This is a genomic window from Streptomyces sp. NPDC058741, from assembly GCF_042746715.1.
GTDB lineage: Bacteria > Actinomycetota > Actinomycetes > Streptomycetales > Streptomycetaceae > Streptomyces.
Genome location: NZ_JBHYQH010000002.1, coordinates 145,981 through 169,966 on the forward strand (window position 1 = coordinate 145,981; position 23,986 = coordinate 169,966).

19 protein-coding genes, 1 pseudogene and 1 riboswitch are annotated in these 23,986 nt (G+C 73.7%); of the genes and pseudogenes, 11 read left to right on the forward strand and 9 right to left on the reverse strand.

The window, feature by feature from the left end; genetic code table 11:
- The first annotated feature begins 82 nt into the window (after positions 1-82).
- Complete coding sequence (locus ACFW6P_RS02120; RefSeq protein ID WP_386422729.1) at positions 83-1,441, forward strand: SWIM zinc finger family protein; 1,359 nt, start codon at positions 83-85, stop codon at positions 1,439-1,441.
- A 151-nt stretch (positions 1,442-1,592) separates the two neighbouring features.
- Positions 1,593-3,257 (forward strand): DUF5691 domain-containing protein, encoded by a 1,665-nt coding sequence (locus tag ACFW6P_RS02125; protein ID WP_386422731.1) that lies wholly within the window; start codon positions 1,593-1,595, stop codon positions 3,255-3,257.
- 104 nt (positions 3,258-3,361) lie between these two features.
- Here the strand turns inward: ACFW6P_RS02125 and ACFW6P_RS02130 are convergent, their stop codons facing one another.
- Positions 3,362-3,778, reverse strand: coding sequence for a cobalamin B12-binding domain-containing protein (locus ACFW6P_RS02130; protein ID WP_386351575.1), 417 nt, complete (start codon positions 3,776-3,778; stop codon positions 3,362-3,364).
- A gap of 653 nt (positions 3,779-4,431) precedes the next feature.
- On the opposite strand from ACFW6P_RS02130, the gene ACFW6P_RS02135 reads away from it, so the two are divergent.
- Both ACFW6P_RS02135 and ACFW6P_RS02140 read left to right on the forward strand, forming a co-directional pair.
- On the forward strand, positions 4,432-5,295 hold the full coding sequence (locus tag ACFW6P_RS02135; protein ID WP_386351577.1) for an esterase/lipase family protein: 864 nt from the start codon (positions 4,432-4,434) through the stop codon (positions 5,293-5,295).
- A gap of 293 nt (positions 5,296-5,588) precedes the next feature.
- The gene (locus tag ACFW6P_RS02140) at positions 5,589-7,121 is read left to right on the forward strand and encodes a M23 family metallopeptidase (RefSeq protein WP_386422733.1); all 1,533 of its coding nucleotides are present in this window, start codon (positions 5,589-5,591) and stop codon (positions 7,119-7,121) included.
- Positions 7,122-7,171: 50 nt separating this feature from the next.
- Here the strand turns inward: ACFW6P_RS02140 and pcrA are convergent, their stop codons facing one another.
- Positions 7,172-9,679, reverse strand: coding sequence for a DNA helicase PcrA (gene pcrA / locus ACFW6P_RS02145; protein ID WP_386422735.1), 2,508 nt, complete (start codon positions 9,677-9,679; stop codon positions 7,172-7,174).
- Positions 9,680-9,968: 289 nt separating this feature from the next.
- A riboswitch (cyclic di-AMP (ydaO/yuaA leader) is annotated at positions 9,969-10,140 on the forward strand.
- 8 nt (positions 10,141-10,148) lie between these two features.
- Here pcrA and ACFW6P_RS02150 point away from each other — a divergent pair.
- On the forward strand, positions 10,149-11,330 hold the full coding sequence (locus tag ACFW6P_RS02150; RefSeq protein WP_386422737.1) for an NlpC/P60 family protein: 1,182 nt from the start codon (positions 10,149-10,151) through the stop codon (positions 11,328-11,330).
- Between the two features lie 82 nt (positions 11,331-11,412).
- Positions 11,413-12,357, forward strand: coding sequence for a hypothetical protein (locus tag ACFW6P_RS02155; RefSeq protein WP_386349879.1), 945 nt, complete (start codon positions 11,413-11,415; stop codon positions 12,355-12,357).
- Here the strand turns inward: ACFW6P_RS02155 and ACFW6P_RS02160 are convergent.
- Positions 12,335-12,687 (reverse strand): annotated as a pseudogene (locus tag ACFW6P_RS02160) (hypothetical protein). The gene ACFW6P_RS02155 and the pseudogene ACFW6P_RS02160 sit on opposite strands and share 23 nt — an antisense overlap.
- A 419-nt stretch (positions 12,688-13,106) precedes the next feature.
- Here ACFW6P_RS02160 and ACFW6P_RS02165 point away from each other — a divergent pair.
- Entirely contained in the window at positions 13,107-14,162 is a 1,056-nt protein-coding gene (locus tag ACFW6P_RS02165) for an NlpC/P60 family protein (protein WP_386349876.1), read from the forward strand.
- A gap of 29 nt (positions 14,163-14,191) precedes the next feature.
- On the opposite strand, the gene ACFW6P_RS02170 is transcribed toward ACFW6P_RS02165, so the two are convergent.
- Entirely contained in the window at positions 14,192-14,932 is a 741-nt protein-coding gene (locus ACFW6P_RS02170; protein ID WP_386349873.1) for a LuxR C-terminal-related transcriptional regulator, read from the reverse strand.
- The gene (locus tag ACFW6P_RS02175; RefSeq protein ID WP_386349870.1) at positions 14,929-16,221 is read right to left on the reverse strand and encodes a PspC domain-containing protein; all 1,293 of its coding nucleotides are present in this window, start codon (positions 16,219-16,221) and stop codon (positions 14,929-14,931) included. The genes ACFW6P_RS02170 and ACFW6P_RS02175 overlap by 4 nt, the downstream gene beginning before the upstream one ends.
- A gap of 177 nt (positions 16,222-16,398) precedes the next feature.
- Between ACFW6P_RS02175 and ACFW6P_RS02180 the strand changes: the two genes are divergently transcribed.
- Positions 16,399-17,820, forward strand: coding sequence for a PspC domain-containing protein (locus ACFW6P_RS02180; protein ID WP_386349868.1), 1,422 nt, complete (start codon positions 16,399-16,401; stop codon positions 17,818-17,820).
- Positions 17,807-18,049 (forward strand): hypothetical protein, encoded by a 243-nt coding sequence (locus tag ACFW6P_RS02185; protein WP_386349865.1) that lies wholly within the window; start codon positions 17,807-17,809, stop codon positions 18,047-18,049. The genes ACFW6P_RS02180 and ACFW6P_RS02185 overlap by 14 nt, the downstream gene beginning before the upstream one ends.
- A 22-nt stretch (positions 18,050-18,071) precedes the next feature.
- Here the strand turns inward: ACFW6P_RS02185 and ACFW6P_RS02190 are convergent, their stop codons facing one another.
- The 3 genes from ACFW6P_RS02190 to ACFW6P_RS02200 form a co-directional block, all read right to left on the reverse strand.
- Entirely contained in the window at positions 18,072-18,602 is a 531-nt protein-coding gene (locus ACFW6P_RS02190) for a DoxX family protein (RefSeq protein ID WP_386349862.1), read from the reverse strand.
- Between the two features lie 131 nt (positions 18,603-18,733).
- A complete protein-coding gene (locus ACFW6P_RS02195; RefSeq protein ID WP_386422784.1) occupies positions 18,734-20,038 on the reverse strand; it encodes a hypothetical protein in 1,305 nt (434 codons plus the stop codon).
- A gap of 260 nt (positions 20,039-20,298) precedes the next feature.
- Positions 20,299-21,093, reverse strand: coding sequence for a class II aldolase/adducin family protein (locus tag ACFW6P_RS02200; RefSeq protein WP_386422738.1), 795 nt, complete (start codon positions 21,091-21,093; stop codon positions 20,299-20,301).
- A 191-nt stretch (positions 21,094-21,284) separates the two neighbouring features.
- Between ACFW6P_RS02200 and ACFW6P_RS02205 the strand changes: the two genes are divergently transcribed.
- Positions 21,285-21,758, forward strand: coding sequence for a pyridoxamine 5'-phosphate oxidase family protein (locus tag ACFW6P_RS02205; protein WP_386349856.1), 474 nt, complete (start codon positions 21,285-21,287; stop codon positions 21,756-21,758).
- A 9-nt stretch (positions 21,759-21,767) separates the two neighbouring features.
- Here ACFW6P_RS02205 and guaA read toward each other — a convergent pair whose 3' ends face one another.
- Positions 21,768-23,348 (reverse strand): glutamine-hydrolyzing GMP synthase, encoded by a 1,581-nt coding sequence (gene guaA / locus ACFW6P_RS02210; protein WP_386422740.1) that lies wholly within the window; start codon positions 23,346-23,348, stop codon positions 21,768-21,770.
- Between the two features lie 329 nt (positions 23,349-23,677).
- Between guaA and ACFW6P_RS02215 the strand changes: the two genes are divergently transcribed.
- Entirely contained in the window at positions 23,678-23,959 is a 282-nt protein-coding gene (locus ACFW6P_RS02215) for a chorismate mutase (RefSeq protein ID WP_386349851.1), read from the forward strand.
- Positions 23,960-23,986: the final 27 nt, after the last annotated feature.

Consider the following 23,986-nt stretch of genomic DNA (forward strand, 5'->3'; position numbering starts at 1 on the left):
CAATGCGTTCTGACCTGCACAAACGCTGCGCCGAAGGTGCTCGCGGGCCCGATTGTCAGTGGGGGGACCTACCTTCGGTGGCATGACTCAGCAGGGGGTGCGCTGGACTGCGGACCAGGTGCTGGCCTTGGCGCCTGACACCGCGTCACGCAAAGCGGGAAGCAAACTCGGCGCGGCGGGCCCGTGGTCCGAGACGGGGAGTTCCGACGAGGGGGCGGTGTGGGGGCTGTGCAAGGGCAGCGGAAGCAAGCCGTACCAGACGGTCGTCGACATCGCGGACGCCGCGGGGCCGGCGTACAAGTGCAGTTGCCCGAGCCGGAAGTTCCCGTGCAAGCACGCGCTCGGGCTGCTGCTGCTCTGGGCGGGCGGCGACGGCGCGGTGCCGGCGGGCCGGGCCGCGCCGGAGTGGGCCGGGCCGTGGATGGCGGGGCGGCGCAGGCGCGCGGAGGAGAAGAGGTCGGGGCAGAGCGGCGGTTCACCGTCCGGTTCCGCTGATCCGGAGGCGGCGCGGCGGCGGGCGGAGCGCCGCGCCGAACGGGTCACGGCGGGCGCGGTGGAGCTGGAGCAGCGCCTGGCGGATCTGCTGCGCGGCGGTCTGGCGTCAGTGGAGCGGGCGGGTCACGGTCTCTGGGAGGAGACGGCGGCCCGGATGGTCGACGCCCAGGCGCAGGGCCTCGCCGCCCGCGTCCGGGAGTTGGGGTCGATCCCGTCCACCGGGCCGGGCTGGCCGGTGCGGCTGCTGGAGGAGTGCGCGCTGCTGCATCTCCTCGGCCAGGGCTGGCTGCGCCGCGAGCGGCTCCCGGACGGCCTCGCCGCAACGGTCCGCTCCCGGATGGGCCTGCCGGCCTCCGCGGACGGCATGCCGGTCCGGGACCACTGGCTGGTCCTCGCCCAGTACGACACGACCGACGCGCGTCTGACCACCCGCCGCATCTGGCTCCACGGCACCGGCTCGCACCGCACGGCGCTGCTCCTGTCCTACGGTGCGGCCGGCCGGGCCCCGGAGCCGGCCCTGCCGGTGGGGCTGGCCCTGGACGCGGAGGTGTCCTCGTATCCGGGCGCCGGGCAGTCGCGCGTGGCGCTCGGCGAGCAGTTCGCGCCGCCCGTGCCGACGGCCGCCCGCCCACCGGGGATCACGGTCTCCCAGGCGGCCGCCCGTTACGGCGGCGCCCTGCGGGAGGACCCGTGGCTGGAGTCCGTCCCGGTGACGCTCGGCGGGGTCGTGCCGACCCCGGACGGCGACTCCTGGCAGCTGGCGGACGCCGACGAGGACGCGGCGCTGCCGTTCACCCCGGCCGCGCGGTCCCGGCCCGGCGTGTGGCGGCTCGTCGCCCTGTCGGGCGGCGCCCCGGTCAGGGTCTTCGGCGAGTGCGGGCACCAGGGCTTCACGCCGCTGACGGCCTGGCCGGAGGGGCCGGGTGAGGCCGTGGCCCTGTGCTGAACGGGCGACGGCCGCCCCGCTCCCCGGCGGCACCGGCGGAACCACCCGCCGCACCGCTTCTCACCCCTCCACGGCATCTTTCAGGCATCACGGGGCATCCGGTAGGGACGAGTCCTCGACCGGCTCCGGGCGCCCCGCGGAAAGGAAGCTCATGACCAGGACCTCCGCTCCTGTGGACGCGCCCGGTACGGACCACTGGGAAGGGCTCGTCACCGCGGCACTGCTGGGCACGGACCGGCGCACCCCGCCGGGCACCGCCCCGGGCCGGGACGCCCCCGTGGCCCTGCTGGACGCGGCGGCGGCCGGGACCGTACGGCGGCGGGCCGGTCTGCGGCCGGCGCGGGCGGCTCGGCGTCCCCGGCCGGCCGTGCCGGATCCGCGTCCGCCCCTGCCGCCCGCGGCGGCCCGCAGGCTGACCCTGCTGCTGGCCGACCGCCCCGGGGCGTCCGGCGGCAGCCGCCGGGGTAGCGCGCCCGACCTGACGGAGCTGCTGCCCCAGTGGCTCGCCGCGGCGAACGCCCGCGGGTTCGCACCGCCCCCGCAGGTGCTGCCGGCGCTGCTGGACGCGGCCCGGGGGCGTACGGACCTGCGTCCGGCGGCGCTGGAGTTCGCGGGGCCGCGGGCCTTGTGGCTGGCGCGGCTGAACCGGGACTGGCGGTTCGCCCTGCGCTCCGCACCGGGCGGCGGCGCGGCCCTGCCGCAGCCGGAGGACGAGGAGCGGATCCAGCGGCTGTGGCAGGAGGGCCTGTTCGCCGAACGGGTCGCCCTGCTGGCCGCCCTGCGGGCCCGTGAACCGGCCGGCGCACGCGACCTGCTGGCGTCGACCTGGGCGACGGAACGGGCCGAGGACCGGCTGATGTTCCTCGACTCGCTGCGCACGGGCCTCGGCCCCGACGACGAGCCGTTCCTGGAACAGGCCCTGGCCGACCGCAGCCGCAACGTCCGGGCGACGGCGGCGGAGCTGCTGTCGGCCCTGCCCGGTTCGGCGCTCGCCGCGCGGATGGCGGTCCGGGCCGAGGCGTGCGTGGCCATCGACCCCACGCGGGGCACGCCCACCGGGGACGTCACCCCGGCCGGGGAAGCCGCCGCGGTGATCGTCGTCGAGGCCCCCCACGAGTGCGACCCGGCCATGGAGCGCGACGGCGTCGTGGCGAAGGCCCCGGCGGGGCGGGGTGAACGATCCTGGTGGTTCGGCCAGTTGGTGGAGGCGGCCCCGCTGGCGAGCTGGTCGCGGCGGCTGGGCGGCCGGACACCGAGGGAGATCGTGGCGCTGCCGGTGGCGGACGACTGGCAGGGCGAGCTGCACGCGGCGTGGTGCCGGGCGGCGGTGCGGCAGCGGGACGCCGAGTGGTCACGCGCGCTGCTCGGCGAACCCTCGGCACCGGAGGCGGGCGGCCCGGGCGCGGTGTCCCTGGCCGAACGCGCCAAGCTGCTCGGCACGCTGGGCGCCGCGGAGCGGGCGGAGTGGGTGGCGGGGTTCATCGCCGCGCACGGCCTGTCCGAGGCCTTTCAGCTGCTCGGGGTGTGCGCGGTGCCGTGGGCGCCGCCGCTCGGCCGGGCGGTGGTGGACGCACTCAACATCGCCCGGGACGGGGGGAGTTATCCATGGAGTTTCAGCGGAGTGATGGGCCTGGCCGAGCGTTGTCTCGACCCGGCCGGGGCGGCCCGCCTCGACGCCCTGCTGGCCGTGCCGGACGAACCGGAGAACGCGTCGCCCGGCGCCGGCGGGTACTGGGCGGAGGCCTTCCAGCGGCTGGTCACGACGCTGCGCCTGCGCGCGACGATGTTCGAGGAGCTGGGGCCGGCACCGCAGTGAGGCGCACCGGCCGCGCGGGACGGCGCCCGCCGGGCGGGACGACGCGCTCCGCGCACGGCCGGAAGGGACCGGCCCTCCGGGCCGGCTCCGGTACCGACGGGGCTCTACGCCCCGGCCGGCTGGCGTGCGTTCGCCCGGACCCAGTCCACGATCGACTGCGTCGTCGCACCGGGCGTGAAGATCTCCGCCACGCCCTTCTCCTTCAGCGGCGGGATGTCCGCCTCGGGGATGATCCCGCCGCCGAAGACGAGGATGTCCTCCGCGTCCCGCTCCCGGAGCAGGTCGATCACCGCCGCGAAGAGCGTGTTGTGCGCGCCGGAGAGGATGGACAGGCCGATCGCGTCGGCGTCCTCCTGGATCGCCGTGTCGACGATCTGCTCCGGAGTCTGGTGGAGGCCGGTGTAGATGACCTCCATACCGGCGTCGCGCAACGCCCGCGCGATCACCTTGGCCCCGCGATCGTGGCCGTCGAGCCCCGGCTTGGCCACCACCACGCGGATCGGTCCGGCTGCCACACCCATCACTGCCTCCATGAAGCGACTACATCCATCCGTACCGACAAGTACCGCACACCTCGCTCGCCTCGTGCACGACCTGCACACCGCACCGGTCATGTCGCTCGCGTGCACGGCCCGCGCCGCCGCCCACCGCACCGGCTGCGGCACCACGGCACGGACACCCCGCCCCGAACCCGCCCGGGAAGTGAACGAACGTTATCCCCAGCATCGCGCAACCGGCAGTTTCGCGGCGTGGAGCGAGGGGGAAATCACACGATGGGACAAGCGCAAGGGGAGCCTCAGCGAGGTCGCCGTCCCGGGGCGCCGTCCCTCACCCGCGGCGGCGGCACAGCATTTCGACGAAGGCACACCGGGCAAGCACCGCACACGCAGACGCAACACGCACGGCACGCGCAGCACGCAGGACACGCACAGCACGCAGGGCACGAGGGGCAAGCACGGCGCATCAGCGGGGAGCCGCATCACCCGGCCGACCGCGGACCCCGTCGCACCACCGGCGTCATGGGCGCCGCAGGCAGCGCCGGACCCCCGCACCTCCTGCGGGTCATGCGGCCGACGCCGCTCGCGCGGTCGTCGCCCGCCGTCTTCGCCGCTGCTTTCCACGAGAGCACACGGGGGGCCCAGCCGTCCTCCCGCGTGCCGACAGGAGGTCGGCCATGAAGGTCAACGGGGCTCTTCCGCCCCTTCTCCCGCTCTGCCGGCGCCTGCTGCCGGGCCGACTGACGGGGGTCTCCATGGCGCTGCTGAAGGCCACCGCACTGGAGCTCGCGATCCTGGCCGGGCATCTCCTGCTCTACCCCTCCGGCATCACCCAGGAGCGGCGGGTCCCGACCCCGGCCCTGCCCGCGGACGGCGCGGCCCAGCTGCCGACGCGGGCCAAACCCCCGGTCGTCCTGCTGCACGGCTTCATCGACAACCGCTCGGTCTTCGTCCTGCTGCGCCGCAGCCTCGCCCAGCACGGCAGGCAGCAGATCGAGTCCCTCAACTACTCGCCCCTGACCTGCGACATACGCATCGCGGCCGAGCTGCTCGGCCGGCACGTCGAGGAGCTCTGCGAGCGCACCGGCGCGCGGCAGGTCGACGTGGTCGGTCACAGCCTGGGCGGTCTGATCGCGCGTTACTACGTGCAGCGGCTCGGCGGCGACACGCGCGTGCGCACCCTGGTGACGCTCGGCACGCCGCACTCGGGAACCCGGGTGGCGCCAGTGGCGGACGCGCACCCCATCGTGCGCCAGATGCGCCCCGGTTCACCGGTGCTCGAGGAGCTCGCGGAGCCCGCCCCCGACTGCGGTACGCACTTCGTCGGCTTCTGGAGCGACCTCGACCACGTCATGGACCCGGTGGAGACGGCCCGCATCGACCACCCCGACCTGATCGCGGACAACGTGCGCGTGACGGGCATCGGCCATCTCGCCCTGCCCGTCCACCCCGCCGTGGCCGACGGCATACGGCAAGTCCTCGACACGGCCCGCCCGGGCGAACCGTCCACCGGCCGCGGCGAGGGCGTCACGGTGGCCTGACCCGTCCCGGCGGCACCCCCGCCGCGCGACGCGGTCGGGCAGCAGCCGGCCGGGAACCGTCACACCCGGCTCGCGGACCCGTCCTGCAGACGACAACCGCGTCGCAACCCCGATCAGCCTCGAACAAACTTCGAACACAGCACCAAACTCACGCCCGCAGTCCGCCAAAACACGGCCGAATGCCCGTTTCCTGCGCGCGCGAAACCTGCCGAAGATTGTCGTGCCCGCGTACCGCCGGGTACAGTCGCCGCACTGCTCTGGCAGCCCCTGTTGTCGAGGCGAAAGAGAAGTTGGTGAACGACCGTCACCCGTCGGGGACCATGGCCCCGGCTCCGGCTTCCGACGCCGCCTCGGCGCATTACGCGTCGTACGGCACCCAGGAAGCCCAGTACGGCGACTTCACCACGTACGGCGACTACGCCGCCACCGGTTCCGACGCCACGGGCACGAGCGGCGCCTGCTACGAGGCCACCGGGCACACGACCGCGACCTTCGCGACCGACCCCCTCTTCGGCGACCTGCCGGGCGGCGGCCACGACACGGGCGCGTACGCGACGGGCCACTGGCCCACGGGTACCCACGAGAACCAGGCCTATGACACGTACGCCGCGCAGCACCAGGCGGCCTACGACACCGGTGTCCACGACACGACGGGCTGGAACGCCGAGCCGCAGCTGTCGATGATCCCGACGCAGGCCTCGTCACCCGACGTCAGCGGCCAGTGGGACTCCGGCGTGTGGCTGCAGTCCGACCGGACGGGCGAGCCGGCCGACCCGACCCAACAATGGGAATGGGGCACGCAGGCCTTCGACACCGGCGCCTACGACACCACGCAGTGGAACTCCGGCGGCACCCCCGCACCGGCCGCCGACGGATACGACGGGCAGCACGCCGAAACCTTCGAGCAGCACGAGACCGCGCCGTACGGGCAGTCCGCCTACGACGAGGCCGAGGGGGCCGGCTACCACGACCCCTCCGCGGACGGCGGCGAGCCGGACGCCACCGGTGAACTGCCCACGCCGGAACCGCTCCTGGACGATCAGGAGGAGGCCGCCCCACCGTCCAGGGCCGCCTCCCGCGCGGGTTCGCGCTCCCGCCGGCGTACACCCCCCAAGCGCTCGGCGCTGATGACGATCGCGGTGCCCTCGGCGTGCGTGATGGGTGTCGCCGGCATCGCGGCCGCGTCGGTCGGCAGCCTCACCGACGACAGCACGGCGGAGGCGCGCACGACCGCGGCGGACGCGCAGCCGGTGCAGCCGGCCGCCGCCAACAACAAGCTGGACACCCAGTTGCAGAGTCTCGCCGCCGGCGCCGACGACTTCGCCGACCGGGCCAGCCGTACACAGGAGCGCATCGACCTCAAGGCCCAGCAGGAGGCCGAGCGCAAGCGCGCGGCGGAGGAGGCGGCCCGCAAGGAGCGGCTGCGCCCGAAGTTCGCCCTTCCGGTCGCGCAGCACGGACTCAGCGCCTACTACGGCCAGTCCGGCATCAACTGGATGTCCCTGCACAGCGGCATCGACTTCCCCGTCTCGTACGGCACGACCGTGATGGCTGCGACGGACGGCACCGTGCGCACCCAGTGGAACAGCGCGTACGGCAACATGATGATCGTGACAGCGAAGGACGGTACGGAGACGTGGTACTGCCACCTCTCCACGTACACGGTCCCCTCGGGCACGACCGTGAAGGCCGGGGACCCGATCGCGCGCTCCGGCAACTCCGGCAACTCCACCGGTCCGCACCTGCACTTCGAGGTGCGTCCGGCCGGCGGCTCGGCGATCGACCCGCTTCCGTGGCTGCGCAGCCACGGCGTCGACCCGACCTGACGTCCCGGCGCCCCCCCGCCGGCCGGGCCGGCGGGGGGCGTGTCAGCGGGTCAGAGCTTCTCCACCGGCGCGTAGCGCAGCAGCAGCCGCTTGGGCTTGGTGTCGCCGAAGTCGATCGTCGCCTCGGCGTTCCCGCCCGTGCCCTTCACGGCGACGACCGTGCCGAGCCCGAACTGGTCGTGGGTGACGCGGTCCCCGACGGCCAGGGACACCACCGGCTTCTCGGAGGTCCGGCGGGTGGCGAACCCTGAGGCGCCGGACGCCGAGGAGCGCGAGCGGGACGAGGACAGCGAGGCCGCCACGGACGAGACGGGCCCGGAGGACGCGGGCGAGGTCGCTCCGGTCCGCTTCCACTCCACGTGGGCCGGCGGGATCTCCTCCAGGAACCGGGAGGGCGGGTTGTACGACGGCTGGCCCCAGGCGCTGCGCAGGGTGGACCGCGTCAGGTACAGCCGCTCGCGCGCGCGGGTGATGCCGACGTAGGCGAGGCGCCGCTCCTCCTCCAGCTCCTTGGTCTGGCCGAGGGCGCGCATGTGCGGGAAGACGCCGTCCTCCATGCCCGTCAGGAAGACGACCGGGAACTCCAGGCCCTTGGCCGTGTGCAGGGTCATCAGGGTGATGACGCCGTCGCCGTCCTCCTCGTCGGGGATCTGGTCGGAATCGGCGACCAGCGCGACCTGCTCGAGGAAGTCGGACAGCGTGCCCCGCTCCTCCTCGCCACGCTCCTGCTCGAACTCCATGGCGACGGCGGCGAGTTCCTGGAGGTTCTCGATCCGGGTCTCGTCCTGCGGGTCGGTGGAGGCCTGCAGTTCGGCGAGGTAGCCGGTGCGCTCCAGTACGGCCTCCAGGACGGTGGCCGGTCCGGCGCCGGACTCGACGATCGTGCGGAGGTCCTCCATCAGCGTGTTGAACCGCCTGACGGCGTTGGTGGAGCGCGCGGCCATGCCGTAGGCCTCGTCGACGCGCTTGAGCGCCTGCGGGAAGCTGATCTTCTCGCGCTGGGCGAGGGCGTCGATCATCGCCTCGGCGCGGTCGCCGATGCCCCGCTTGGGGACGTTGAGGATCCGGCGCAGCGGCACCGAGTCCTCGGGGTTGGCCAGCACGCGCAGGTAGGCCAGGACGTCCCGGACCTCCTTGCGCTCGTAGAAGCGGACGCCGCCGACGACCTTGTAGGGCAGGCCGACGCGGATGAAGACCTCTTCGAAGACACGGGACTGGGCGTTGGTGCGGTAGAAGACCGCGATATCGCCCGCCTTGGCCTCGCCGGCGTCCGTGAGGCGGTCTATCTCGTCGGCGACGAACTGCGCCTCGTCGTGCTCGGTGTCGGCGACGTAGCCGGTGATCCGCGCGCCCGTGCCCGCGTTGGTCCACAGGTTCTTCGGGCGGCGGGACTCGTTGCGCTCGATGACCGCGTTGGCGGCGCTGAGGATCGTCTGCGTGGAGCGGTAGTTCTGCTCCAGCAGGATCGTCGTCGCGTCCGGGTAGTCCTCCTCGAACTGGAGGATGTTGCGGATCGTCGCGCCGCGGAAGGCGTAGATCGACTGGTCGGCGTCGCCCACGACGCACAGCTCGGCGGGCGGCACGTCGTCCGGGCCGGGCGGGACGTCGACGGGGTGCTCGGCGGTGCCGACCAGCTCGCGCACGAGGGCGTACTGGGCGTGGTTGGTGTCCTGGTACTCGTCGACCATGACGTGCCGGAAGCGGCGGCGGTAGTGCTCGGCGACGTCCGGGAAGGCGCGGAGCAGGTTGACCGTGGTCATGATCAGGTCGTCGAAGTCGAGGGCGTTCGCCTCGCGCAGCCGCGACTGGTACAGGGCGTAGGCCTGGGCGAGGGTCTTCTCGAAACCTCCCCCAGACTCCGTCTGGGAGGTGCCCCCAGTGGCCTGGGCGGCGAAGTCCTCCTCGTCGATCAGCTCGTTCTTCAGGTTGCTGATCTTGGCGCTGAAGGACTTCGGCGGGTAGCGCTTGGGGTCCAGGTCGAGGTCGCGGCAGACCAGGGCCATCAGGCGCTTGGAGTCGGCGGCGTCGTAGATCGAGAAGGAGGACGTGAAGCCGAGCTTCTTGCTCTCGCGGCGCAGGATGCGCACGCACGCGCTGTGGAACGTCATCACCCACATGGCGTTCGCGCGGGGGCCGACGAGCTGCTCGACGCGCTCCTTCATCTCGCCGGCGGCCTTGTTGGTGAAGGTGATCGCGAGGATCTGGCCCGGGTGCACGCCCCGCTCGGCGAGCAGGTGGGCGATGCGGTGCGTGAGGACCCGCGTCTTTCCGGAGCCGGCGCCGGCCACGATGAGCAGCGGGGAGCCGGAGTGGACGACGGCGGCGCGCTGGTTGTCGTTCAGCCCCTCCAGGAGGGCCGCGGTGTCCACCACCGGGCGCGGGGCGCCGTCGCGGTAGTGGGTGTCCCGGTCCGGGGGCGCGTCGAACTTCCCGCCGAACAGATCGTCCGGGATCGACTCCGGAACGTGATCGTCCTCGGGTGGCGGCGGGGGCTCGTCCGCGGGGCCCCGCTGGGACTGGAGGCTCGCCAGGAAGTGGTCGTCAAAGAGGCTGCTCATCGCTCTCCGAGTCTAGGACGCCCCACCGACAACCCGCCGCCGCCCCGGGAAATCACCGAAAGCACCCCGCTGTCACCAGTGGAAAGCGCCTGATCACAGTCGGCTACGACCCTCGGCATCACGGACGATTGGGGACCAGAACGTCGTGACCGCTCACTCTCCGCGATGCCGCGGGGCAAGGTCACGAAAATGTATCGGGCATATCACCCATCAACCTTCACAGGGGCCCCACGAGTTGGCTACGGTGCGACCGGGCCGCACGACCCCCACCGGCGAACCTCGCCGGGCCGCGCGGCCTCCGCCGAGTCCGGTGTGCCGCAGCGGCAGCCGGAGCCGGGGACCCACCGAGACCTTGGGGTGAATCGGCCCGACTCCCCTCACGGGGACGGCCGTAGGGCAACCCTTCCGAACCGCCCGCCCGAACCCGACAGCTAACCCGGTAGGCGGAACATGGAAGGAGTCGCCTCCCTTGGCGTCGCACCGCAAGTCGCGTCCTACGGGTTCGCGCGTGGCAGGAATACGGACCCCCGCCCTGGCAACGGCGGCCCTCACCTCCGTGGCCCTGCTGTCCCAGTCGGCCACCGCCGCCCCCGAGGCCGACGACAGGCCCAGCCTGGAGGAAGTCGAGAAGAAGGTCGACGACCTCTACCGTCAGGCGGAGTCCGCGACCGAGAAGTACAACTCGGCCAGGGAGAGGACCGCCAAGCAGCGCAAGCGCGTCGACACCCTCCTCGACGACGTCGCCCAGCGCACCCAGAAGCTCAACGAGGCGCGTGAGGAACTGGGTTCCTTCGCCGCCGCCCAGTACCGCACCGGCGCCTCCGCCCCGGACACCGCCACGTTCCTGCTCGCGGACACCCCGCAGGACTACTTCGACCAGACCCAGCTGATGGACCGGATGACCGGCCGTCAGAAGGTCGCCGTCGACGACTTCGTCACCCAGCAGTCCGAGACGATGAAGAAGCGCCGGGAGGCCACCGAGAGCCTCCGGACACTCACCGAGTCGCAGGGCGACCTGAAGACCGCCAAGGCGACCGTCCAGCGCAAGCTCGCCGACGCGCGCGAGCTGCTGTCGCGGCTGACCGCCGAGGAGAAGGCGCGGCTCGCGGCGATCGAGAAGGAGAAGCAGGAGGAGGCCGCCCGCAAGGCCGCCGAGCTGGCCCGTCAGCAGGCCGCGCAGCAGCAGGCGCAGGAGGAGGCGGCCCGGCAGCAGGAGAGCGGTACCTCCACCACGACCCCGGAGTCCGGCTCGTCCCCGTCCGCTCCGACGGACCCGGCCGGCTCCTCGTACGCCACCAAGGCCGAGAAGGCGCTCGCCTTCGCCCGCGCCCAGATCGGCAAGCCGTACGTGTGGGGCGCCGTAGGCCCCGGCTCCTACGACTGCTCCGGCCTGACCCAGGCCGCCTGGAAGGCCGCGGGGGTGACCCTCCCGCGCACCACGTACGACCAGGTGAACGCGGGCACCACGGTCCCGCTCTCCCAGGCGCGCCCCGGTGACCTGGTGTTCTTCTACGACGACGTCACCCACGTCGGGATCTACGTCGGCAACGGCATGATGATCCACGCCCCGAAGCCGGGCACCTACGTGCGCGAGGAGTCGCTCTACTACGACGGCGAGTCGTCGATCCACAGCGTGGTGCGGCCGGCCTGAGGGGTCGCGGACGTTTTTGGGGGGGGGCCGCGCGCGCGGGCCCCCCCATCCATCGCGGGCGGCGCTCTCTAGCATCGGCGCTATGCCCGGCCCCTCCCCGTCCCTCACCTTGTGGGCGACCTACACGCTCACGACCGCCACCGTGTCGGTCGGCCTCGACTCGGCCGGGTACGAGGTCCTCTCCCGCATCCTCCTCGCCCTGTCCTGCGCGAGCTGGCTGGGAGCGGTCGCGTACGCCGTGCTGCGGCTGCCGGGGACGGCGTGGCGTGAGGAGACTCCGGCCGCGCTCACCTTCACGGCGGCGACCGCCCTGGTGGGCACCGGCTTCCGCGCCGCCGGCCTGCGGGACACGGCCGCGGGGCTGCTCGCGCTCGCCGCGCTGCTGTGGATCCCGCTGCTGGGCGCGCGGGTCCCGGACCGTCAGGGCGCGGTGTTCCTGCGCTGCGTGGCCACCCAGGGGCTCGCCGTGCTCGGCGCCGCCCTCGCCGCGGCCGGGTCGGCGGCCTGGCTCGCGTACACGGCCCTGGTGCTGTTCTGGCTGGGGCTCGCGCTCTACGTCGTCGCCCTGTTCCGTTTCCGGCCGCGGCAGATGACGGACGGCGCCGGGGAACACTGGCTGGCGGCCGGCGGGCTCGGCGTCTCGGCCCTGGCCGGAGCGCTTCTGCTCGGCGCCGACCGCGGCGGCTTCCCCCTGTGGAACGACGACGACCGCACCGTCCTCACCCGGGCCGCCGTCGCGCTGCTGGTGCTCACCCCGGTCTGCTGCGTCGTCCTGCTCACCGCCGAGCTGATGCGGCCCCGGCACCGCTACGACGTGTCCCGCTGGGCGACCGTGTTCGTCGTGGCCGTGACGGCGGCGGCCGCCCTGGCCCTCGCGGCCGCCCTCGACGTGCCCTGGCTCGACGGCGCGGGGCAGGCGCTGCTGTGGGTCGCGGTGGCCGTCTGGCTCGGGTGCACCGCCTGGGCGGTCGTCTCGGCCCGGGCCGGCGGCGGCGTCGGACGGGTCAGGTCCAGAGCACGGCGATGAAGACGTTCGCCGTGGTCAGCAGCCCGACCAGGCCGAAGAGGCCCTTGTCCACCTCTCGTCGTCCCGCTTCACGTAGACCAGGCCGAGGATCACGATCAGCAGGGCCGGCTTCACGCCGATCTTGGTGTTGTTCACGGACCGGTCGTCGGCCTGGTTGAGACCGACCAGGATCACCCCGGTGACCAGCATCGTCAGCGCGCCGTGCAGCATCGCGGGGGTGAAGCGGGCGGTGCCGGCGCCCATCGCCTTCGTCTGGGTGAGGAAGCCGCCCAGGAGCGCGGCGATGCCGACGATGTGGAGACCGACGAAGAGGTGGATGAGCAGGTCCAGGACGCCGGAGCCTGATCAGGGCCCGGGAAACCCCCCGACACCGCCCTGGCGATGCACACGCGCCCCATACCACCCGATCACGCCCACTCGCCCATGATGCGACGCATCGGTCATCAGCCTGAGTCGACAGGTCGGGCCCACGACGGGATCACGGTCGCATACGGTCACCGCCGGTCCTCTCGGAACAGTTCCGCGCACCGGCCACCGGGCCGGTACGGCGCGGTCTAGCGTCCCCACCAGGTGACCGGCTCCCCACCGCCGCCCGGGCCAGGGGCGGCAGCCGGGCACCACCGCCGAGAGGTCCTGCGGCGGCCCGCACCCCCGGTGCGGGCCGCCGCCGGACGCGCCGGCCGCCCGTCCGCTCCCCAGGGCGGCCGTCCGCACCCCACCGGCGGACGAGGAAAGGACGTGGTCCCCCGGTGGCAGCGCACCGCAAGCCCCGACAGCGCCCGACGGCCGGCGGCAGGGCCCGGACGGCCGTCACGATCGCCCTCGCCGGCGCGGCGACCGCGACGGGCCTCGACGGGACCGGGCACGCCGATCCACAGCTCACCCCGGACCAGGTCAAGGCCGAGGTGGACCAGCTGTACCGGGAGGCGGAGGCCGCCACCGAGAAGTACAACGGCGCGCGGGAGAAGGCCCGGGCGGCCGGGCGGCGCCTGCGGGACCTGCAGGACCGGGCGGCCCGCGAGGAGGAACGGCTCGCCACCGCCCGTGACGCCCTGGGCTCGGTCGCCGCCGCCCAGTACCGCACCGGCGGTCTCGACCCCGCGCTCCGGCTCGCGCTGTCCGACGATCCCGAGCGGTACCTGCGGGACGCCGAGTTCGTGGAGCGGGCCGGCCACCGGCAGGACTCCGCCGTCGCGGGCGTCCGCAGACGGCTGCGCGAGATCGAGCGGCTGCGGGGCGCCGCCCGCGTCGAGCTGACGTCGCTGAGGGCGCGGCGGACGGAGCTGGAGCGGCACAAGAAGACGATCACCGGCAAGCTGGGCTCGGCACGCCGGCTGCTGTCCCGGCTCAGCGCGCAGGAACGCGCCCGGCTCGGTGAGAGGCCCCGCGCCTCCCGCTCCCCGGGCGCCCGGGGCACCCTGGCGGCACCCGGGCCCGCCGCGGCCCAGGCGCCCAGCGCCCGGGCGGCCGCGGCCGTCGCCTACGCCTACCGCAAGCTCGGCAGCCCCTACGTCTGGGGCGCGACCGGCCCGGACGCCTTCGACTGCTCGGGCCTCGTCCAGGCCGCGTACCGCGCCGCGGGCGTCTCCCTGCCGCGCACGACGTACTCCCAGATCGACGCGGGCCGCCGCGTCCCCCGCTCCGCACTCCGCCCCGGTGACCTGGTGTTCTTCTACGCCGGCATCAGCCACGTCGGCATCTACGTGGGCGGCGGGCGGATGATCCACGCCCCGAACCCCTCCGCGCCCGTACGCCTCGCCCCGCTCGACGAGATGCCGTACGCGGGGGCGACGCGGGTGGTGTGAGCGCCTCCGGCCGCCCGGCGTTCACCGGCTCACACCAGCCGGCGTGCCGTCGCCCAGCGCGTCAGCTCGTGCCGGTTGGAGAGCTGGAGTTTCCTGAGGACCGCCGAGACGTGCGACTCGACCGTCTTCACGGAGATGAACAGCTGCTTGGCGATCTCCTTGTACGCGTACCCCCGGGCGATGAGCCGCAGCACCTCGCGCTCGCGCTGGGTCAGACGGTCCAGGTCCTCGTCGACCGGCGGCGCGTCCGTGGAGGCGAAGGCGTCCAGGACGAACCCGGCCAGCCGCGGCGAGAAGACGGCGTCGCCCTCCTGCACGCGGAAGACGGAGTCCACCAGGTCCGTGCCGGTGATCGTCTTGGTGACGTAGCCGCGGGCACCGCCGCGGATCACGCCGATCACGTCCTCCGCCGCGTCCGACACGGACAGCGCGAGGAAGCGCACCGGCCGCTCGGCGTCCGCCATCAAGGGCGCGCAGCGGCGCAGCACTTCGACGCCGCCGCCGCCGGGGAGGTGCACGTCGAGCAGGACCACCTCGGGGCGGGTCGCGGTGATGACCGTGACCGCCTGGTCGACGTCCGCGGCCTCGCCGACGACCTCGACCCCCGTCTGCTCGGTCTGCCCGATCTCGGCCTGGACGCCGGTGCGGAACATCCGGTGGTCGTCGACGAGGACCACGCGCACCCGGCGTCCGGGGCCGCCGCCCGTCCCCGCGGACCGGGCCGCCTGTGCCGGTCCCGCCGTACCGTTCGCCTCGGTCGGGTCGCTCATGACGTCTTCTCCGCCCTCTCCGTCTCCAGCTCGACCTCCGTGCCGCCGTCCGGCACCGCGCGCAGCCGCGCCGTGCCGCCGTTGCGCTCCATGCGGCCGATGATCGATTCTCTGACACCCATCCGGTCGGCGGGTATCGTGTCGAGGTCGAAACCGGGGCCGCGGTCCCGCACGGACACGAAGACCGTCTTCCCCTCGACCTCGGCGTAGACCTGTACGGCGCCGCCCTCGCCACCGTACTTGGCGGCGTTCACCATCGCTTCGCGCGCGGCCTGCATCTGTGCGGCGGTCCTCTCGTCGAGCGGGCAGTCGCCGACCACCACGACCTCGATCGGCACACCGTGCTTGTCCTCCACCTCGGCCGCGTTGCGCCGTACCGCGTCGGCGAGCCGGGTGGGTTCGTCGGCCTCGTCCTTGCCGGTGCCCTCGGGCTTGTAGAGCCAGGTGCGCAGGTCCCGCTCCTGGGCGCGGGCGAGGCGGCGCACCTCGCCCGCGTTCTCCGCGTTGCGCTGGATCAGGGTGAGGGTGTGCAGCACCGAGTCGTGCACATGGGCGGCGACCTCCGCGCGCTCCTGGGCACGGATGCGCATCAGGCGCTCCTCGGAGAGGTCCTGCGTCATGCGCACCAGGTACGGGCCGGCCAGCAGGGTCGTCCCCACGAGCACCGCGAGGGCGGCCTGCAGGACGGAGCCGAGGTGGGCGGCGGAGCCCTGCAGTACGAAGACGCCGGAGACGCCGGCCGTCACCAGCAGCACACCGCCCACCGTGCGCAGCAGCGTGACGGTGCGCCGGCGGCGGCCGACCTCGACCCAGCGGGCCCGGCGGGCGTTGTCCGCCTGCCGCCAGACCAGGGCGACGCCCGCGCCGACGAGGACCATCGGCCAGAGGTAGGCGCGGGCCCCGCCGCTGAGGTTGACGTTGCCCACGAAGACCATGGCCACGACGACCATGAGCAGCAGGGCCACGATCTGGCCCTTGTCGGGTCTGCGCGTGACGAGCCTGCGCCGCCCGTCGGGGGCGGTCTCCGTGCCGACCAGCGACGGGAGCCTCTGCGCGTCGACACCACCGACGCCGAGCGGGACGAAGAACCAGAAGGCCGCGTACAGCAGCGCACCGAGGCCGTCGGCCATGAACAGACCGATGAAGGCGAGCCGTACCCAGATCACGGGCAGCCCGAGGTGCCCGGCGAGCCCCCGCGCCACCCCGCCCAGCCAGCGTCCGTCGCTGCTGCGGTAGAGCTTGCGCGGCGGCCGCGGCTCGGCGGGGGGCGCTGCTGCGGCTTCCGACATGCCACCGATGGTCACACGGGCGCGGGACCGGAGCATCAGGGTCGGCCCCGGAGACTGCCCTGATCTCCGCGCCCCCTCCTTCTCTGCGCCCCGGCCTCGTCTCTCGGGGCCGATATCAGGGTCCGGCCAGGGTCGTTCCGACTGCCGCCGGAGCGGCGCGCCCGTCACCATGGACCCATGACCGATCACGAGCACGCCGCGACGGGCCCGGGACCCGGCCCGCGCCCCGCACCGGGCGCCGGGCCCGCGGACGCCGCGCCCGGCACGGGGGGCCGGGGGGAAGCCCGCGGCGCGGCGGCCCCGGCCGCGGAAGCCGTCCGGCCCGGCCCGCCGGACCGGTTCCGCCGCGACCGCGGCCACACGATGCTGGCCGGGGTCTGCGCGGGCCTCGGGCGGCAGTGCGACATGGACCCGGTCATCTTCCGGATCACCCTCGCCGTCCTCTCCGCCACCGGCGGCCTCGGCCTCATCTTCTACGGTTTCGCCTGGCTCTTCGTCCCGTACGACGACGAGGACGAGAACGAGGTGCGCAAGCTGCTCACCGGCCGCGTCGACGGCCAGGCCCTGGCGGCCGTGCTGTTCGCGCTGGTCGGCTGCGGCGTGTTCCTGACCATGCTGAACAACGGCGGCGTGCTGACCTTCGCCGTCGTGCTGTCCCTCGTCCTCGCTGGCGCCGGCTACTGGTCGCGCCGGCGCGACGCCCCCGGCCCCGATCCCCTGGCCGCCCAGGCCGCCGCCGACGCCCCGCCCGAGCCCCAGGCGCCGCCGGTCCTGACCACCTACCCCTCCTGGTGGCGCGACCCCATCGTCAAGGACGGCACGCACATCGGCGGGACGGGCTACCTCTGGGGGCCCCGTGACACCCGCGACCTCGACATCGCGACGGCCGCCGGCAGCAGCCCGGGCACCCCGCCCGGCGGCCGCGCGGCCCCGCCCGCCCCGCACACCCGGCCGCCCGTGCCGCGCGGCCCCCGCCGGATCGGCGGCTGGGTGTTCCTGCTGGCGCTGCTCGCGGCTTCCCTCGGCACGAGCCTGACCTGGGACACCCACCCGCTCGGCACCAGCCTGCAGACCGGCCTGGCCTGCGCGCTGGCCGTCCTCGGCCTGGGCATAGCCGTCAGCGCCTTCCTGGGGCGCACGGGGGCCGGCTCGATCCTCCTGGCGGTCGTCACGGCCGGTCTGCTCGCCGGCTCGGCGGCCGTGCCCGAGGACATCGGCACGCGGTGGGACCGCGCGACCTGGCGCCCGGCCACCGCGGCGGACGTCCGGCGGCAGTACGACCTGGGCACCGGCGTCGGCACGCTGGACCTGTCCGGGCTGGAGCTGACCGGCGCGCAGACGGTGACGACCCGTGCCGACGTCGGCATGGGGCGGCTGAAGGTGATCGTGCCGAAGGACGCGACCGTGCGGCTGCGCGTGGACGTGGACATGGGCGATCTCCAGCTGCCGGGCGACGACCCGAAGGACGTGGACGTGAAACCGGGACAGCGCGAGGCGATGGCCCTCTCCCCCGCCGAGGGCGTGAAGAGGTCCGGCACGATCGAGCTGGATCTCCGGGTCGGCGTGGGACAGGCGGAGGTGACCCGTGCCGCGTCATGAGTTCCAGCCGGGGAGGCTGGTCGCCGGCCTGGTCCTCGTCACCGCGGCCGCCCTGTACGCCGGGGACGCGGGCGGCGCCTGGCGAACGCCGTGGTTCGTGGCGTTCCCCCTCGTCGCGGGCGGGCTGTTCCTGGCCGGAGCGGTGGCGCTCCTGACGGGCCGCGTCCGCAGAGGCCACCGGGTGCGGCGTGCGTCCGCGGAACGGGCGGGCCGGGACCTGGCCGGGTAGCGGGGTGCGGGCCCGCTCCTCGCTAGAGGTAGCCGCCCGTCCGCCGCCGTCGCCGCGATCGCAGCGCGGCGTCGACCGACAGCACGGGCGCGCCCGCCAGGACGAGCGGTATCCAGGCCATGAGATAGGCGAGGTCGTTGCCGTAGTAGTACGGGTCGGAGGCCCAGCTGACGGTGAGCCAGAGGCTCAGGGAGATCAGCGCGCCGCCGAGCGCGGCCGGCCGGGCGAGGAGGCCGAGGAGGGTGCCGATGCCGACGGCCAGCTCTCCGAGGGCGATGGCGTAGCCGAAGCCGACCGGGTTCTTCAGGGAGAGGTCGACGAGGGCGGGGAGCGCGGAGGAGTCCCGGACGGCGCGCATCATGTCGCCGATCGAGCCGGAACCGGAGTCCTTCATGAAGGCGCTGTCGGTGAGCTTGTCGAGGCCGGCGTAGAGGAAGGTGACGCCGAGGAAGATCCGCAGGGGGACGAGGGCGTAGCGGGTGGCGGTGTCCCGCCAGCCGACTCCCCCGGAGCGGGGAGTGCCGTACGCCTCCGTACTCGTACTGTGCGTCATCACTGCTGGCCGCCTCTCACCCGGTGCCGAGCCCCCTCGACAGACCATACGTAAGACGAAATGAGCGCACTCAATCATGCGCGGGCGACCTTTTCGCAGCACCCTCCCGGGGCCTGCGAGGCGGCTTCCGGTCAGTCCGTCACCTCCACCGTGTACCGGTTGGTCTCGGCCCCCGCCGCCGTGACGACCTGGATCTCCAGCCGCCCCGGCTCCACCTCCGCCGGGACCGGCACGGTCAGCAGCGCGTCCGTCGGGTTGCCGAAGCCGCCCGGCACCGGCACCAGCGGCACGTGGACGTGGACGGCACCGACCCGCACGACCATGCGGGCCAGCCGGTCGGCCCCCTGTGCACCGGGCGGCACGAACCCGGCGCCCCGGATCTCGATGTCGTCCCCCGTGCGGATCGGCGCGTCCAGATCTCCCGCCTCCCGGGCCCGGACGACGGAGAGGATGACCGGCCGGCCGCCCTCTGCGTACTTCCCGGCCAGGTACGTCGCCGCCGACACCAGCACCGCCACGGCCAGTCCCCAGGGCAGATCCGGCAGCTGGTCCGGCCTCCGGGCCAGCCGCACCGCCGCGAAGACCAGGGCGACACCGCTGACGACGACGTACTGGATGTCGGCGAAGGTGCCGCGCCCCGCGTCGTCGGTCAGCAGGTCGGCGGCGCGCGGCCGGTCGGCGCGCACCTTCTGCAGCCGCTGCCCCAGCACCCTCAGCCCGACGACCCGCCGCACGAGCACGGCGATCCCGCAGACCACGGCGAGGACGGTCACGGCCCCGGCGCCGCGGGCGAGGTCCAGCCCGGAGATCAGTGCGTCCCGCTCGCGGTCCCGGGAGGCGCCGGCGAGCCGGCCGGCCAGGACGAGCACCGCGTAGGCCACGAAGAGCACCCAGGCCGCGGCGACGGTGCGGGAGGTGGACAGCCGGTTGTCCTCACCGATCACGGGCGCCAGCGCACCGCCCTCGGCCCGGTGGAACCAGGACGCGGCGGTCAGCGCACCCGCGACCAGGAACGCGGCGGCGAGACCGGCGGTGCGGGCCGTTGTCCAGCCCGCTCCGATCGCCGTGAGGGCCTGCCCGAGCAGCAGCAGCACGACGGCCGCCCAGACCACCGCGGCCGTGCGGCGCCAGAGTCCGGCCAGCCAGGCCCGGCCCTCGGCCCGCCTCCGCTCGGCGACGGCCTCCGCGCACTGCGCGAGTTCCTCGGAGACCCACTGCCGGGAGGCCGAGGCGGAGTGGGCGACCGCGGCGGGCAGCCCCTGCCCGGCCGCGAACTCCTCGCGCCTGCGCAGGAACGCCGCGACGGCCCGCCGATGCCCCTCCCGGGCCCCGTGCGGACAGTCCCCGCAGGTGCACCCGCCGGCGTGCGCCTCACCGGCACCGGTCCCGAGTCCCCCGGCGGGTCCGCCGGCCCGGCCGCCCCCGTACCCGGGCACGCCCGGATACGCCCCGGGCCGCGCGCCCGCGTACACCCCCGTGCCCCCGACGCCCTGCCCCGTCTCGCGCACCGCCACGCCCGACGCCCGCCTTCCCGCCAACCCGGCCAGCACCGGCCCTCCGCACCCCGGAGAAGCCGCTGCGAACTCCCCTGCGACGAAAGCGAATTGTGCCCTACTCCGCACCGTCCAGGTCGGCCCGGCGTCGTCAACACGGGTGAAGTTCGATGTGCCGTGTTGACCTGGGCGGCCTCGTGGCCCTAATCGAGCAGGTCCGGCTCGCTGCGGGTGATGTCCTGCCACATGGGCTGGTAGTTGATCCACGCGACGAGGTCGCCGCCGAGCTGCTCCCGTGTCGCCACCGCCATCCGGTGGTCGATGTGGACGGGACGCCCGGCCGCCTGGGCGGTCAGCTGCACCTGGCAGCACCGCTCCATCGTCACGAACCACCAGGCCGCCGCGTCCACCGAGTCGCCGACGGTCAGCAGCCCGTGGTTGCGCAGCACGAGCGCCTTGCGGGAACCGAGCGCGGCCGCGACGCGCCGCCCCTCGTCGGCGTCGACGTTGACGCCGGTGTAGGCGTCGTAGAGGACGTGGTCCTCGTAGAAGGCGCAGCTCTCCTGTGTGATCGGTTCCAGCAGCTCGCCGAGGGCCGCGAGCGCGCGGCCGTGCACGGAGTGGCAGTGGGCGACGGCGACCACGTCGGGGCGGGCGGCGTGGACCCGGGCGTGCACGGTGAAGGCGGCCTGGTTGACGTGGTAGCGGCCCTCGACGACCTGCCCGTCCTGGTTGGCGAGCACCAGGTCGCTCACGGTGACGTGCCGGAAGGGCAGGCCGAAGGGGTTGACCCAGAAGCAGTCGGAGTACTCCGGGTCGCGGGCGGTGATGTGCCCGGACACGCCGTCCTCGTAGCCGAGCCGTCCGAAGATCCTCAGGGCGCCGGCGAGCCGTTCCTTGCGGTGCCGGCGTTCGTCCTCGACCGACTCGTGCATCGGCGGCATCGCGAACCGCAGCCGGTCGGTCGGCAGGGGCAGGGGCGGGGTGGGCCCGTGCATAGGTCCTCCAGCGCTGGTTCCGCGTACGGGGCGGAAATTACCCTCCGTGAGACGGGAAAGAACAGAACCGTTTCGTAAAGAAGGCACCGGGCGCCCCCGTGAGCACCCGTGCACGCCCTTGTGCCCCCTGGCTCCCGGACCCCACGAACAGCCGACAGAGGTTGTCCGGTGTGGGCGTGACACTCGGACGTATGACAGCGAACTGGGCGGCTTTCGCCACCGCCGAACCGGATCTGGCCGGCACGGTCGAGAAGCGCTTCGGCGCCTACACCCATCACATCCTCGCCACCCTCCGCAAGGACGGCTCGCCCCGCACCAGCGGCCTGGAGGTGCGGTTCCTGGACGGCGAACTGTGGCTCGGCATGATGCCGGGCTCGGTCAAGGCGCTCGACCTGCGCCGCGACCCGCGCTTCGCGCTTCAGGCGAACCCCGGCGAGGGCACCGGCATGGGCGGCGGCGACGTGCGGATCAGCGGCCGGGCGATCGAGGTCGACGACGCGGCGACCAAGGCCGGATACGTCGAAGAGGTGGAACCGCCGGAGCCGTTCCACCTCTTCCGCGCCGAGCTCACGGAGGTCGTGCGGACCTGCGTCGAGGACGACACCTACCTGGTCGTCCAGGTCTGGACGCCCGGCGCACCCCTGCGCACGATCAGGCGCACCTAGGGGCCGGGGTCACTCCCACTCGATCGTCCCCGGCGGCTTCGAGGTCACGTCGAGGACGACCCGGTTGACGTCGCGCACCTCGTTGGTGATGCGGGTCGAGATCCGGGCGAGGACGTCGTACGGCAGCCGTGACCAGTCGGCGGTCATGGCGTCCTCGGAGGAGACGGGCCGCAGGACGATCGGGTGGCCGTAGGTGCGGCCGTCGCCCTGGACGCCGACGCTGCGGACGTCGGCGAGCAGGACCACCGGGCACTGCCAGATGTCACGGTCGAGGCCGGCCGCGGTCAGCTCCTCACGGGCGATGGCGTCGGCCTCGCGCAGCAGGTCCAGGCGCTCCTTGGTGACCTCGCCGACGATGCGGATGCCGAGGCCGGGGCCGGGGAACGGCTGGCGCTGGACGATCTCCTCCGGCAGGCCGAGCTCCTGGCCGACCATGCGGACCTCGTCCTTGAACAGCTTGCGCAGCGGCTCGACGAGCTGGAACTCGAGGTCCTCGGGGAGGCCGCCGACGTTGTGGTGGGACTTGATGTTGGCGGTGCCGGTGCCGCCCCCGGACTCGACGACGTCCGGGTACAGCGTGCCCTGGACGAGGAACTCCACGGCCGGGCCCTGGTCGGCGATGATCTCGGCCTGGGCCTGCTCGAAGACCCGGATGAACTCACGGCCGATGATCTTCCGCTTCTCCTCGGGGTCGGAGACCCCGGCGAGCGCCCCGAGGAACCGCTCCTCGGCGTCCACGACCTTCAGCTGCACGCCGGTCGCGGCCACGAAGTCCTTCTCGACCTGCTCGGTCTCGCCCTTGCGCATCAGGCCGTGGTCGACGTAGACGCAGGTCAGCTGGGAGCCGATGGCCTTCTGGACGAGGGCCGCGGCCACCGCGGAGTCCACGCCGCCGGACAGGCCGCAGATGGCGCGCCTGTCGCCGACCTGCTCGCGGATCGCGGCGACCTGCTCCTCGATGACGTTGCCGGTCGTCCAGCTCGGGGTGAGCCCCGCGCCCCGGTAGAGGAAGTGCTCGAGCACCTGCTGGCCGTGCGTGGAGTGCATCACCTCGGGGTGGTACTGCACGCCGTACAGCTTCTTCTCGTCGTTCTCGAAGGCGGCGACCGGCACGACGTCCGTGGAGGCCGTGACGGAGAAGCCCTCGGGGGCGGCGGAGCAGGCGTCGCCGTGCGACATCCAGACGGACTGCTCGGCGGGGGTGCCCTCGAAGAGGGTCGAGGACGCCTTGGAGACGTGGAGCTCGGTGCGGCCGTACTCACGGGCGCCGGTGTTGTCGACGGTGCCACCGAGGGCCTGCGCCATCAGCTGGAAGCCGTAGCACATGCCGAAGACGGGGACGCCGGCCTCGAAGAGCTCGCGGTCCAGGCGCGGGGCGCCCTCCGCGTACACCGACGAGGGGCCGCCGGAGAGGATGATCGCCGCGGGCCTCTTCGCGAGGATCTCCCGGACCGGCATGGTGCTCGGCACGATCTCGCTGTAGACCCGCGCCTCGCGGACGCGACGGGCGATGAGCTGGGCGTACTGCGCGCCGAAGTCGACGACCAGGACGGTGTCGGCGGCGCTGGCAGCGGAAGTCGCTGATGACACGGGGTGCCTTCCGGCGGTGGGGCGGGGGTCTTGTGCCACCCGATTCTACCGGGGGGCCACGGGGCTCCTTCCGTGCGCCGGGCAGTCGCGCCGTCTCAGGATGCGAACCGGCTTGGAAGCCTCGGGCGGTCCGGGCATACTGGCCGCATGTTCAAGCACCAGACGTTCGTCTTTACCTATGGCACCCGGCCCGCCGGCTGCCATGGTCGTGCTGCTTGAGCAACTGACAAGCGACTTCCCAGGCGCCCCGGGCCGACAAGGCCCGGGGCGCCTGCCGTCGTCGGGGCCTTGCCGGACCGGGGCGCCCCCTGACGACGAGGAGCCCCTCCATGACCGCCACCGACGTGACCGGCGCCCGTACCCCCGAGGCCGCCGACGTGATCTCCGGAGCCCGCGAGCGGATCGACGCGCTCGACGACCGGATCATCGGCCTGATCCAGGAACGGGCGGCCGTCTCCGCCGTGATCCAGCAGGCGCGGATCGGCTCCGGCGGGCGGCGCGTGAACCTCTCCCGCGAGATGGAGGTCCTCGCCCACTACCGGCAGGCCCTGGGCAGGCCGGGCACCACGCTCGCGATGACCCTGCTGGAGCTGTGCCGCGGCACGATCTGAATCCGCGTTCGCGGGACACACGTGCGC